The following is a 12159-nucleotide window of genomic DNA, read 5'->3' on the forward strand; positions in this document are numbered from 1 at the left end:
TTATTGTTCATCTTTTTTAGGTAAATACTGAATCTCTACGCGTTGATTCGGGCTTAGATATTTTTTAGCTACATCTTTAATCTCCTCTCTTGTTATAGATCTGTATAAATCTAATTGTGTATTTATTAAATTTACATCGCCATATAACAAATAGTAGGTTGCTAAAGAACTCGCGATACCAGCGACACTAGAATTAGAATTTACAAACCGATTTTCGAATTGATTAAGCAGTTTTTGGTAATCGCGCTCAGAAATTAATTCGTTTTGCATTTTTGATATTTCTTCATCCATTTCGCTAAGTAAAGTATCTAAAGGAACATCGCCTAATGGTAAGGCAAATAAGGCGAAGATATTATAATCTACTTGCCCTAAGTTTACCGCTTGAACACCTAAAGCCTGCTTTTGCTCATCAATTAGTTTTTTATATAAGATTGAGCTTTTTCCATCACTTAAATAAGTAGAAATCATGTCTAATATATAAGCGTCTCTTGTGGCTTGCCCAGGTAATCTATAAGCTGCAATTATTGCAGGGATTTGAATATTTTTGTCGTATTTTTGAGCCTTGATAGTTTCGTTGATAGGTTCCTCTTTTGGGAAATCACGAACGACATCTGGTCCACGCTTTACTTCACTAAAATATTGTTTTACTAAGGTTTTTGTTTTTTCCTTATCAATATCACCAGCAACGATTAAAACAGCATTGTTTGGCACGTAATACGTATTAAAATAAGTGTTAAATTCTTCTAATGTGGCAGCATCTAAGTGTTCCATTTTGCCAATATTTTCATCTTTATAAGGGTGTACTTTAAAAAGATTTTCTCCAATGGCGCTTAAAATTTGTCCATAAGGTCTGTTATCATAGCTTTGGCGTCTTTCTTCTTTTACAACCTCATTTTGAGTATCTACACCAACTTGGTCAATTACAGGGTGTAACATGCGTTCAGATTCTAACCATAAGCCTAATTCTATTTTATTGGAAGGGAAGATTTCGTAATAATAAGTTCTGTCCTGAGAAGTGTTTGCATTAAACGTTCCTCCATTAGCAGGAATAATTTTCATAAACTCCCCACGACCTATATTTTCTGAACCTTCAAATAATAAATGTTCAAAAAAGTGGGCAAAGCCCGTGCGTTCTCTGTCTCCATCTTTTCCTCCAACATCATACATCACAGAAGTAATAACAACCGGGGCGGTATTGTCTTGATGTAAGATAACATGTAAGCCGTTATCTAAATCAAATTCTTCAAAATTCACTTTCTGTGCTAATGCCGAATGAACCACAAACAGCAAAAGAGCCAGACTTAAAAAGCTTCTTTTCATTTTACTCTTATTTAATTAATAATTAATGATTGCAAGTTGATTTTTATGATTGTTTTTATAAATCAATGCTAAAAATAATAAATAAAAATCCTACAAACAGTGTATGGCAGAAATTTAACATTTTTATTAAAAATAAAAGATCTATGCAATAAGAAGGTGTATGTGAATTACTTTATCTACATAGTTTAGATTATCCAATTTTTTAAAAATGAGTGCAAATATTGCTCTAAAAGAATAAAACGTTTGTAAATTAATTTATTAGCAGTATATTTGCACTCATTTTTAAATAATTTAATTAATAAAACGTTACGCTATGTACGCAATTGTAGAGATAGCAGGGCAACAATTTAAAGTTGTAAAAGACCAGAAAGTTTTTGTTCACCGTTTACAAACTGAAGAAGGAAAGCAAGTTGCTTTTGATAATGTTCTTCTTATTGGTGATGGTGATAAAGTAACTGTAGGCGCCCCAGCTATAGACGGAGCTCAAGTAGGAGCAAAAGTCTTAAAGCACCTAAAAGGTGATAAAGTTATAGTTTTCAAAAAGAAAAGACGTAAAGGATACCGTGTAAAAAATGGTCACCGTCAATCTTTAACTGAAATCATTATTGAAAGTATTGCTGCTTCGGGAGCTAAAAAAGTTGCCAAAGTTGAAAAAGTGGCATCTGTAAAAGCAACAAAAAAGGCAGAAACTAAAGTTGAAGCTGCTGCACCAAAAGCAGAAGTGAAACCAGTTGCACCAAAAGCAAAAGCTACTAAAGATTTAAGCACACTTACAGTTGCTGAATTAAAGGAAATGGCAAAAGCTAAAGGGATTGAAGGAATTTCTTCAATGAAAAAAGCTGATTTAATTGCTGCTTTAAGTTAATTTTAAAAAAAATAAAATCGAAATAAAATGGCACATAAAAAAGGAGTCGGAAGTTCGAAAAACGGTAGAGAATCAGAATCAAAACGCTTAGGTGTAAAGATTTTTGGTGGTCAAGCTGCAATAGCTGGAAATATTATCGTTAGACAAAGAGGAAATACACATCACCCAGGTGAAAATGTTTATTCTTCAAAAGATCATACATTACACGCTTATGTTGATGGTGTTGTAAAATTTACAAAGAAAAAAGATAACAAATCTTATGTTTCCATTGAGCCTTTTGAGGTTTAAGAAATAATTTTCTATAAAAAGAATTAAAACCTTTCTGGAAACAGAAAGGTTTTTTTGTGACTCAATAGTTTGAAATTATCTATTAAAAGGAAAACCCTCACATTTCTGCAAGGGTTTATTTATTCAAATTAAAAGTAAAACACTTTTAATATCTATAATATTCTGGCTTAAATGGGCCTTCAACCGTAACACCAATATAATCGGCTTGGTCGTTACTAAGTTCAGTCAATTCAACACCAATTTTTTCCAAGTGTAACTTAGCTACTTTTTCATCTAAATGTTTAGGCAACATGTATACTTCATTTCCGTAAGCCTCACTATTAGTCCACAATTCAATTTGTGCTAATGTTTGGTTCGTAAACGAGTTACTCATTACAAAACTTGGGTGACCTGTAGCGCAACCTAAATTCACTAATCTACCTTCCGCTAAAATGATAAGGTCTTTCCCATCAATAGTATATTTGTCAACTTGAGGTTTTATAGTGTTTTTTGTGTGACCGTAGTTTTTATTTAACCAGGCCATATCAATTTCATTATCAAAATGTCCAATGTTACAAATAATAGTTTTGTCTTTTACAGCTTTAAAGTGTTCGGGACGAACAATGTCTTTATTGCCAGTAGTTGTAATAACAATATCTGCATTTCCAATCACGGTTTCTAAACGCTTAACTTCAAAACCATCCATAGCTGCTTGTAAGGCACAAATCGGGTCAATTTCAGTAACGGTTACAATACTTCCAGCTCCTTTAAAAGAGGCTGCAGTACCTTTACCAACATCTCCATAGCCACAAACAACAACACGCTTACCAGCAAGCATCAAATCTGTAGCTCTTCTTATAGCATCTACAGCACTTTCTTTACAACCGTATTTATTATCAAATTTACTTTTTGTTACGGAATCATTGACATTAATAGCAGGCATTGGTAAAGTGCCAGCTTTCATTCTTTCATATAATCTGTGAACTCCAGTAGTGGTTTCTTCACTTAATCCTTTAATACCTGAAATTAATTCTGGGTAACGGTCTAAAACCATATTGGTTAAATCCCCACCATCATCTAATATCATATTAAGTGGTTTACGTTCTTCACCGAAGAAAAGGGTTTGTTCAATGCACCAGTCAAACTCTTCTTCAGTCATATCTTTCCATGCATAAACAGCAGTTCCGGCAGCAGCAATGGCAGCTGCAGCTTGATCTTGAGTTGAGAAAATATTACAAGAGCTCCAAGTGACTTCCGCCCCAAGAGCTTGTAAAGTTTCAATTAATACCGCTGTTTGAATAGTCATGTGCAAACAACCAGCTATTCTTGCTCCCTTAAGAGGTTGTGAATTTTTGTATTCTTCACGAAGACTCATTAAACCAGGCATTTCAGCTTCGGCTAATTCCATCTCTTTTCTTCCCCAAGCGGCAAGTGAGATATCTTTTACCTTATTAGGAACGTAAGCAACTGTTTTTGTGTTCATATTAGTATATTTGTATTTAACAATTTTTGCCTGCAAAGATAACTAATAACTTTGAGAAAATTAAATGCCTCTTTACAAATCCATTACACCAAACTCACAAACTACTGTTAAAATCTGGAAGATTACCGAGTCTTATGATGAGTTGATGGCTTCTATTTCTTTAAAACCGGAAAATGCAATTCGTGTTTTAGGTATGAAAAGTGAATTACATCAGCGTGGCTTTTTAAGTGTCAGATGTTTACTACTTGCCTTTGGTTATAAAGATGCTGATTTGTTTTATGATGAAAATGGTAAGCCACATTTAAAAGATGGTAAACATATTTCTATCACACATTCCTTTACGTTTGCTGCAGTCATTATAAGTGAAAGCATGGTTGGTATTGATATTGAACAGCAACGTGATAAAATAACCATGATAGCTCATAAATTTATTGATTATGAGTTCAATTATTTAACGGAAGTCGATGTTGATTATATGAAAAAACTTACGGCTATTTGGTGTGTGAAAGAATCATTATATAAATTATTTGCAACACCTGGATTAAGTTTTAAAAAGCATTGTTTAGTGATTCCTTTTTCAATTAATGATGAAACGACCGTGGCCTGGATTGATTACAAAAACAGAAAACAGCGCTACAATATAAATTTTTTAGAGTTTGAAGGCTTTACTTGTGCCTACGCCATATCTTAAATGACAACTATCTATAAAAATATAAGGGCATCAATAAAAAGGCAAGACAGGTTATTCGCTGTTTTGATTGATCCAGATAAGACTTCAGTAAACAAAATCTCTGTTTTTATAGACAAAATAAATCGGTCCATAGCGACGCATATTTTTGTGGGTGGTAGTATTGTTGATGACAATAAAACGGACAAGTTAATCAAAGAAATAAAAAGGTTTACTCCATTACCAATCGTCTTATTTCCTGGAGATATCACACAAATATCCAATAATGCAGATGCGCTATTATTTTTATCCTTAATTTCTGGAAGAAACCCCGAATATCTTATAGGTAAACATGTAGATTCTGTATCAAAACTGAAGGGAACCAATTTAGAAGTTATTCCAACGGGATATGTTCTTGTTGAAAACGGAAAACAAACTTCTGTTGAAAGGGTAACTCATACAAAACCTATTTCAAGAGATAATATTCAATGTATTGTCAATACCGCTAAAGCAGGAGAATTATTAGGCATGAAACTGATTTATTTAGAAGCGGGAAGTGGTGCAATAGAACCTATTACAAGCGATATTATTCGCTCTGTTAAGAGAGAATTGAATATTCCTCTGATTGTTGGTGGAGGTATAAGAACTATTGGACAATTAGAAAATGCTTATAATTCAGGTGCTGATTTAGTAGTAATTGGAACCGCTTTAGAAGAGGATTACTCATTTTTTGAACAGTTAAAACAAGAACATTGAATCAAATAGTAGACTTTTTACTGGAACCATATAAAACAGCCTCCACTTTAAATATTATTTTAGAGTTTATTGCTGCCTTATTTGGAGTTGTAAGTGTTTTGTTTGCTAAAAGAGAAAATATTCTAGTGTATCCAACTGGAATAATAAGTACCGCATTATATGTTTACCTACTATCTCAATGGAACTTATATGGAGATTTAATTATCAATATTTATTATACCTTAATGAGCCTTTTTGGTTGGTATATGTGGAGTAAAGTTATTGATGATAAAATGAACCACATTCCAATTACACGAACAAATACAAGGGATAAATTAAAAGCCATAGGTATATTTTTGTCAACCTCTATATTTGTAATCATAGTCTATCGTTACTATAACGTCATGCCGAATGATTTAAGTTTTAATGAAAGTGTGCATTTTGCATTTTCAAATTTAACTTCCGGGAATTTGGAGAAATTTAGACTGGCTACTCCTTTTATAGATACCTTTACAACCGGAATATTTTTTGCAGCTATGTGGCTCATGGCTCTTAAAAAAATTGAAAACTGGACTTTGTGGATTATTGGCAATATAGCCTCCATCCCTTTATATTTTGTAAAAGGATATGGTTTTACAGGCATTCAATATTTTATTTTTTTAATTCTTGCAATTCTAGCATATAAACAATGGAAGAAAATCTTAAACAACAACCGTCAAATTGCGTGAAAATTGTCTTGTTTGGACCTGAATCAACAGGAAAAACAACCTTATCTATTCACTTGGCAAGATATTATAATTCTGTTTGGGTTCCGGAATATGCCAGAGAGTATCTTCAAAACAAATGGAATGAAGAACGAAAAACATGTGAAGCTGATGATTTGATTCCTATTGCTATAGGACAAATGAATTTAGAAAATAAACTGTCAAAAAAAACAGATTCTGTTTTAATTTGCGACACCGATTTGTTGGAAACAAAGGTGTATTCTGAAACTTATTATACGGGTTCATGTGATCCGATTTTAGAAAAACACGCTATAGAAAACACCTACGATTTATACTTTTTAACGTATATTGACACACCATGGGAAGCGGATGATTTAAGGGATAAACCTCACGAAAGAGAGCTTATGTTTAAAGCTTTTCAGGATGCTTTAATAAAATATAAAAGACCTTATGTTTTGTTAAAAGGAAGTAAAAAGGAACGTTTGGATCTGGCAGTAAAGCATATTAATGAATTATTAAAAAACAAAAAATAATGTTTTCTGAAAAAGACATTTTTCAAATAAAAAACCATGGATTAACGGTTGATCAAGTAAAAGCTCAAATAGCTTCAATTCAATCAGGAATGGTATTTTCTAATTTAAAGGAAGCTGCTACAATTGGAAATGGTATTCTAAAACTTAAAACGCCTCAAGAAACCTATTATATAGATTTGTTCGATCAGAGAAGTCCCGATCTTTCAATAGTGAAGTTTGTTCCAGCTTCAGGTGCAGCAACCAGAATGTTTAAATTTTTATTTGAGTTTTTAAATGATTACAATATTAGTCAAGAAACAATTCAGGATTATATAAAAAGGACAGGGAACAAGGATTTAGAAGTTTTTTTAAATTCACTTGAAAAATCACCTTTTTTTGAAGAAGTAGTTCATGAAATTCATAAAATCATTCCAAATTATAATGACTTAACTTATAATGAACGATGTTTTCAGTTCGTAAAGACCATGTTAGACGAAGACCGTTTGAATTATAGTTTTTACCCAAAAGGTTTATTGCCATTTCATAAATATAAAAATCATGTTTCTACTGCCTTTGAAGAACATTTATTTGAAGCGGCCTTTTATGCATCGACAAAAAATAAGGCAAGTTTACATTTCACTATTTCCGAAACACATCATAAAAACTTCAATCAAGAGTTAAATTATATACAAGAGGAGATTGAAGAGTTAACAGGTAAAACATTTTATATTGACTTTTCGTATCAAAAATCAGCTACTGATACGATTGCTCTTACTTTGGATGATGCGCTTTTTAGAGCATCAGACGGTGGTATTTTATTCAGGCCTTCTGGCCATGGGGCCTTGCTTGAAAATTTGAATGAATTAGATTTTGATATCGCATTTATAAAAAACATAGACAACTTAGTAGTAAGAGATCGGCTTGAAGAGGTTTGTAATTACAGAAAAATATTAGCGGGTATTTTGTTAGAGACTCAGAAAGAAATTTTCAAATATTTAAGATTACTTGACACGAATAATCTTGATGAAAATGAAGTTCAAAGTATAACCAAATTTTTAATGACAAGATTAAATATTTTGATTTCACCAGATTTTGAATCATCTTCAATTGATTCCAAGATATTTTACCTGAAAGATAAATTAAATCGTCCCATTCGTGTGTGTGGCATGGTTAAAAATGAAGGCGAGCCCGGTGGTGGCCCTTTTTGGGTAACAGATAAAAAGGGAACAGTTTCATTGCAAATTATTGAGTTTGCACAGATTGATATTTCAAATCCTGAACAAAAAAATATTGTTGATAATGCCACTCATTTCAATCCTACCGATTTAGTATGCGGCATTAAAAATTATAAAGGAGAGCCTTTTGATTTGATGAAATATGTTGATCATAATGCGGCCTTTATAACTAATAAAACTCAGGAAGGAACCAACATTAAAGCACTTGAATTACCGGGTCTTTGGAATGGTAGTATGGCTTATTGGAATTCTATATTTGTTGAAGTGCCTTTAAGTACTTTTAATCCTGTGAAAACGGTAAACGACCTTTTAAGAAGTGCACACCAAGCGTACAAATGATTAATGAAGACACCTTAATATCAGAACTTAAGTTCAAAGCTATTAGAAGTTCGGGCAGCGGTGGTCAAAACGTGAATAAAGTAGCTTCTAAAATGGAATTAGCTTTTAACTTGTCAGAATCTGAAGCCTTAAATGACGAGGAAAAAGAGAGATTAATGACCAAGTTAAGTCACAGATTAACAAAGGAACATGTGCTTTTGCTCCAGTGCGATGAAAGCCGAAGTCAGCATAAAAATAAGGAGCTGATTATAAAACGTTTTTTAGGCCTTATAAAAGAAGGTTTGAAACAGGATAAAAAACGTGTTCCAACTAAAATCCCAAAAAGCGTCATAAGAAAAAGACTTAAAAACAAACGTAATCTTTCAGTAAAAAAGGCCACAAGAAAAAAGCCGGATTTAGAATAAAAATAATTTTAATTATAAGCAGCAAATTGTTTTTTGTTTATACATTTGTACTGTTCTCATAAAAGGGGTGCCTAAAACGGCTGAGATCACACCCAATGAACCTGAGCAGGTAATGCTGCTAAGGGACGGCGAAAAAGCCAATTGAATTAATTTTAACCAGAATAATTACCTCTTTTTATTCGAATAAATTTATTTATCGAATGAAAATACTTTTCACAACCTTATCACTGGCCTTGCTCGCAGGCAATTTATATTCACAAGACAAACAGCAGGATTCAACAAAAATAGAAGTTTTAGATGAAGTGCTAGTGAAGGCCATACGGGTGAATGCCGATTCACCAATTACCCATTCAAATATTAAAAAGGAAGCACTTGAAAGGAGGAATCTAGGTCAGGACTTACCCATTTTATTAAACTTTCTGCCCTCTGTTGTTACTACAAGTGATGCAGGCGCTGGGGTGGGTTATACCGGAATTAGGGTACGTGGTATTAGCGCCCAATCCACCAATATTACAGTGAATGGTATTCCTTATAATGACGCTGAATCTTTAGGCACGTATTGGGTTGATTTACCTGATTTTGCGTCTTCAGTAGAAAGCCTGCAGTTACAAAGGGGTATTGGGACTTCAACAAACGGCTCTGGTGCTTTTGGCGCCAGTATAAACATTCTCACTGATGCTATTGCAGAAAAAGCAAATGCTGAAATATCGAATACTTTTGGAAGTTATAATACAAGAAAACATAATGTAAAGTTTAGTACAGGCACTTTAAATGATCATTTTGAAATTGCTGGTCGCATGTCGCAAATTAATTCAGATGGCTATATTGACAGAGCAAGCTCAGATTTAAAATCCTATTTCCTGCAGGCTTCTTATATTGATGATAATACCCTCATAAAAGCAATCACCTTTGGAGGTCATGAAGTTACCTATCAGGCATGGAATGGTATAGATGCTGAAACTTTGGCAACTGACAGAACCTTTAATCCTTCCGGAATGTATACTGATGAAAATGGGATGCTTCAGTTTTATGAAAATGAAGAAGATAATTATAAACAAGATCATTATCAATTACACTGGAATGAGCGCTATAATCCTAATTGGACCACCAATATAGGGTTGAATTATACTTATGGCAGAGGTTATTTTGAGCAATATAAAGAAGATGAAAATTTTGCGGATTATGATTTATCAGATATTTCAATTGGAGGGGAAACAATAAACACAACTGATTTGATTCGCAGACGTTGGCTGGACAATGATTTTTATGTCTTTAATGCGAATGCCAATTATAAAAATGAGGTCATTAATTTGACATTTGGAACATCCTATAACACCTATACCGGGAATCATTTTGGAGAAATCATTTGGGCGCGATTTGCGAGTGATTCTGAAATAGGAGACCAGTATTATAATGGTTTAGGTAAAAAGAAAGACTTCAGTGTTTTCACCAAAGCCACATACAGATTAAATAGTACAATAAGTTTATTTGGAGATTTACAAATGCGTTACGTAAATTATAAAACTTCGGGTTTAACCTCTGATAGAGTCAATATGTTAATTGACGAAAATTATAATTTTTTCAATCCTAAGGCTGGGATTACCTATAAATTAAACCCTGAAAATAATTTATATTTCTCTTATGCTAGGGCCAACAGAGAACCAAGTAGGAGTGATTTTGAAAGTAACCCGAATATAAAACCAGAACAATTAAACGATTTTGAATTAGGTTGGAGGCACAACGCAAAGGCATTAGTAATAAATACTAATCTTTATTATATGCTTTATAACGAGCAGTTGGTACTTTCAGGTGCCATAGATAATACAGGGGCGCCTATTAGAACAAATAGTGGTGATAGCTATAGACTGGGATTAGAAGTTGAAGCAACCCTGCAGATATCTAAGAAGTTGGCTGTTCAACCAAATGTTACTTTTAGTTCAAATAAAAACAAATCAACCCTTGCTCAGATAGATGGAGAACTAGTTGATTTAGGAAAAACAAATATTTCATTTTCACCTGATCTGGTAGCTGCCAATGCTTTAATATATCAGCCTATAAGTAACTTACAACTTTCTTTTTTGAGTAAGTATGTTGGTGAGCAATATATGGGAAACACAGATTCTGAGGCCTCAAAACTGGAGAGTTATTTTGTGAATGATTTAAATGTTACTTATGAAATAAAACCAAACACTATATTCAAGACCATTTTATTATCGGCTTTAGTTAATAACATATTTGGAGAAAAATACGTCTCCAACGGATATTATTACACGTATGATGATACCTGGTCTGATCCAAACCAAATTAATACTATAGAAGGTGCGGGGTATTATCCGCAGGCTACTACTAACTTTTTATTAGGGGTAACTTTAAAATTTTAGTTGTCAATTAAATTGAGGGAGAAGAGCGACCTATTTTAGGTCGCTTTTTTTATATTTTAATTTGAAATCAAAAGGTTATTACCACTTTGTTCAACCCTGTAAAATTTCAAACCGCACAAAAGCCCTGAGTCAGGTTCAATATCACCATTTGGCAATAAACGACCTAAAGGTTGACCATTTATAAAACTATAGGTATTTCCATCCCCGCATCCGCAAGTGCCCTCTAAACCGGATCCTATTACTGCAGAACAATTGCTTGGGATGTGGTTTGGGTCACTAGCATCCCAGGCTAAAAAGCCCGTACCCGCATTAGTGACTATAATTCCTGCATTACCTGCATTTATATCATTAATATAAATAGAATTGCCTATTGAATTTAGATTTTGATATTCTGGCAAGTTTAAATTCAAAGGTATATTTACCGGAACATCAAGTAAAAATCTGCAATTTGGATTATTAACGGAATCCCCACTACAAGTAGTTAAAAAAACAAAGGAAATTATCAGAAAGAATGATCTCATTGGTATGCTATAATTAGGTTGCAATTTACAATAAAAAGCAAATTGAGTTAAATATTTTGTATATTTGTTGTAGAATCTCGTGTATACGGGATTTTTTTATTCCGAACCTGTTTCGGAATCTTTTTATTAAGTAAACGATGAAGTTATGAGTAAAGTATCTTACTATACACCGGAAGGATTAAAAAAATTAAAAGACGAATTAAATTACTTAAGAGATATTGAGCGCCCAAAAGCGTCACAGGCTATTGGGGAAGCAAGAGATAAAGGAGATTTAAGTGAAAATGCTGAGTATGATGCAGCAAAAGAAGCACAAGGCATGCTTGAAATGAAAATTTCTAAATTAGAAGAAGTGTTGTCTAATGCCAGATTGATTGATGAATCTCAATTAGATGTCTCTAAAATATTAGTGCTGTCAAAAGTTAAGATTAAAAACCAAACCAACGGTATGATCATGAATTATACCTTGGTAGCAGATGGTGAAGCCAACTTAGCAGCAGGAAAAATTTCTGTAAATTCTCCAATTGGTAAAGGCTTACTTGGTAAATCACTGGGTGATATTGCTGAGATACAAGTACCTAACGGTGTCTTAAAATTTGAAGTTTTAGAAATTTCGAGATAAAAACCCTCAATTATAAAAGTTATAAAAGGATTCCTGGTATTTCAAATTAGGAATCTTTTTATATTTACATAACCAATAATTTTAAA

Annotated in this window: 13 protein-coding genes; 10 read left to right on the forward strand and 3 right to left on the reverse strand. The window is 33.1% G+C overall.

Annotated elements, in window-relative coordinates; genetic code table 11:
- Positions 1-1320 carry a M16 family metallopeptidase gene (locus V8G56_RS02720; protein WP_395436924.1) on the reverse strand — a complete coding sequence of 440 codons (1320 nt, stop codon included), beginning with the start codon at positions 1318-1320 and terminating at the stop codon, positions 1-3.
- A 313-nt stretch (positions 1321-1633) separates the two neighbouring features.
- Between V8G56_RS02720 and rplU the strand changes: the two genes are divergently transcribed.
- Together rplU and rpmA are read left to right on the forward strand one after the other, a co-directional pair.
- On the forward strand, positions 1634-2185 hold the full coding sequence (gene rplU, locus V8G56_RS02725) for a 50S ribosomal protein L21 (protein ID WP_395436925.1): 552 nt from the start codon (positions 1634-1636) through the stop codon (positions 2183-2185).
- Positions 2186-2212: 27 nt separating this feature from the next.
- Positions 2213-2473, forward strand: a complete 261-nt coding sequence (gene rpmA / locus V8G56_RS02730) for a 50S ribosomal protein L27 (RefSeq protein ID WP_106660099.1) — start codon at positions 2213-2215, stop codon at positions 2471-2473.
- 145 nt (positions 2474-2618) lie between these two features.
- Here rpmA and ahcY read toward each other — a convergent pair whose 3' ends face one another.
- Positions 2619-3935 carry an adenosylhomocysteinase gene (ahcY, locus tag V8G56_RS02735; protein WP_395436926.1) on the reverse strand — a complete coding sequence of 439 codons (1317 nt, stop codon included), beginning with the start codon at positions 3933-3935 and terminating at the stop codon, positions 2619-2621.
- Between the two features lie 64 nt (positions 3936-3999).
- On the opposite strand from ahcY, the gene V8G56_RS02740 reads away from it, so the two are divergent.
- The 7 genes from V8G56_RS02740 to V8G56_RS02770 all read left to right on the forward strand — a co-directional run bounded on the left by V8G56_RS02740 (position 4000) and on the right by V8G56_RS02770 (position 10933).
- Positions 4000-4626 (forward strand): 4'-phosphopantetheinyl transferase family protein, encoded by a 627-nt coding sequence (locus tag V8G56_RS02740; RefSeq protein ID WP_395436927.1) that lies wholly within the window; start codon positions 4000-4002, stop codon positions 4624-4626.
- The gene (locus V8G56_RS02745) at positions 4627-5358 is read left to right on the forward strand and encodes a geranylgeranylglyceryl/heptaprenylglyceryl phosphate synthase (protein ID WP_395436928.1); all 732 of its coding nucleotides are present in this window, start codon (positions 4627-4629) and stop codon (positions 5356-5358) included.
- Positions 5355-6065, forward strand: a complete 711-nt coding sequence (pnuC, locus tag V8G56_RS02750; RefSeq protein WP_395436929.1) for a nicotinamide riboside transporter PnuC — start codon at positions 5355-5357, stop codon at positions 6063-6065. The genes V8G56_RS02745 and pnuC overlap by 4 nt, the downstream gene beginning before the upstream one ends.
- A complete protein-coding gene (locus V8G56_RS02755; protein ID WP_395436930.1) occupies positions 6026-6595 on the forward strand; it encodes an AAA family ATPase in 570 nt (189 codons plus the stop codon). The genes pnuC and V8G56_RS02755 overlap by 40 nt, the downstream gene beginning before the upstream one ends.
- Entirely contained in the window at positions 6595-8148 is a 1554-nt protein-coding gene (locus tag V8G56_RS02760; RefSeq protein WP_395436931.1) for a DUF4301 family protein, read from the forward strand. Before V8G56_RS02755 ends, V8G56_RS02760 begins: the two co-directional genes overlap by 1 nt.
- Entirely contained in the window at positions 8145-8552 is a 408-nt protein-coding gene (gene arfB / locus V8G56_RS02765) for an alternative ribosome rescue aminoacyl-tRNA hydrolase ArfB (protein ID WP_395436932.1), read from the forward strand. Before V8G56_RS02760 ends, arfB begins: the two co-directional genes overlap by 4 nt.
- 200 nt (positions 8553-8752) lie before the next feature.
- A complete protein-coding gene (locus V8G56_RS02770) occupies positions 8753-10933 on the forward strand; it encodes a TonB-dependent receptor (protein WP_395436933.1) in 2181 nt (726 codons plus the stop codon).
- 56 nt (positions 10934-10989) lie between these two features.
- Here V8G56_RS02770 and V8G56_RS02775 read toward each other — a convergent pair whose 3' ends face one another.
- Positions 10990-11454 carry a hypothetical protein gene (locus tag V8G56_RS02775; RefSeq protein ID WP_395436934.1) on the reverse strand — a complete coding sequence of 155 codons (465 nt, stop codon included), beginning with the start codon at positions 11452-11454 and terminating at the stop codon, positions 10990-10992.
- A gap of 145 nt (positions 11455-11599) precedes the next feature.
- Here V8G56_RS02775 and greA point away from each other — a divergent pair, with 145 nt between their 5' ends.
- Positions 11600-12073, forward strand: coding sequence for a transcription elongation factor GreA (gene greA / locus V8G56_RS02780; RefSeq protein WP_395436935.1), 474 nt, complete (start codon positions 11600-11602; stop codon positions 12071-12073).
- Positions 12074-12159 lie beyond the last annotated feature (86 nt).

This window comes from Gaetbulibacter aquiaggeris (assembly GCF_044003965.1).
Lineage (GTDB): Bacteria > Bacteroidota > Bacteroidia > Flavobacteriales > Flavobacteriaceae > Yeosuana > Yeosuana aquiaggeris.

Bases quoted from the DNA above. Each gene is read 5' to 3' on its own strand.
- V8G56_RS02745 (WP_395436928.1), top strand. From the start codon at position 4,627: ATGACAACTATCTATAAAAATATAAGGGCATCAATAAAAAGGCAAGAC.
- greA (WP_395436935.1), top strand. From the start codon at position 11,600: ATGAGTAAAGTATCTTACTATACACCGGAAGGATTAAAAAAATTAAAA.
- V8G56_RS02755 (WP_395436930.1), top strand. From the start codon at position 6,026: ATGGAAGAAAATCTTAAACAACAACCGTCAAATTGCGTGAAAATTGTC.
- ahcY (WP_395436926.1), bottom strand. From the start codon at position 3,935: ATGAACACAAAAACAGTTGCTTACGTTCCTAATAAGGTAAAAGATATC.
- V8G56_RS02740 (WP_395436927.1), top strand. From the start codon at position 4,000: ATGCCTCTTTACAAATCCATTACACCAAACTCACAAACTACTGTTAAA.
- V8G56_RS02720 (WP_395436924.1), bottom strand. From the start codon at position 1,320: ATGAAAAGAAGCTTTTTAAGTCTGGCTCTTTTGCTGTTTGTGGTTCAT.
- V8G56_RS02775 (WP_395436934.1), bottom strand. From the start codon at position 11,454: ATGAGATCATTCTTTCTGATAATTTCCTTTGTTTTTTTAACTACTTGT.
- rplU (WP_395436925.1), top strand. From the start codon at position 1,634: ATGTACGCAATTGTAGAGATAGCAGGGCAACAATTTAAAGTTGTAAAA.
- rpmA (WP_106660099.1), top strand. From the start codon at position 2,213: ATGGCACATAAAAAAGGAGTCGGAAGTTCGAAAAACGGTAGAGAATCA.
- V8G56_RS02770 (WP_395436933.1), top strand. From the start codon at position 8,753: ATGAAAATACTTTTCACAACCTTATCACTGGCCTTGCTCGCAGGCAAT.
- V8G56_RS02760 (WP_395436931.1), top strand. From the start codon at position 6,595: ATGTTTTCTGAAAAAGACATTTTTCAAATAAAAAACCATGGATTAACG.
- arfB (WP_395436932.1), top strand. From the start codon at position 8,145: ATGATTAATGAAGACACCTTAATATCAGAACTTAAGTTCAAAGCTATT.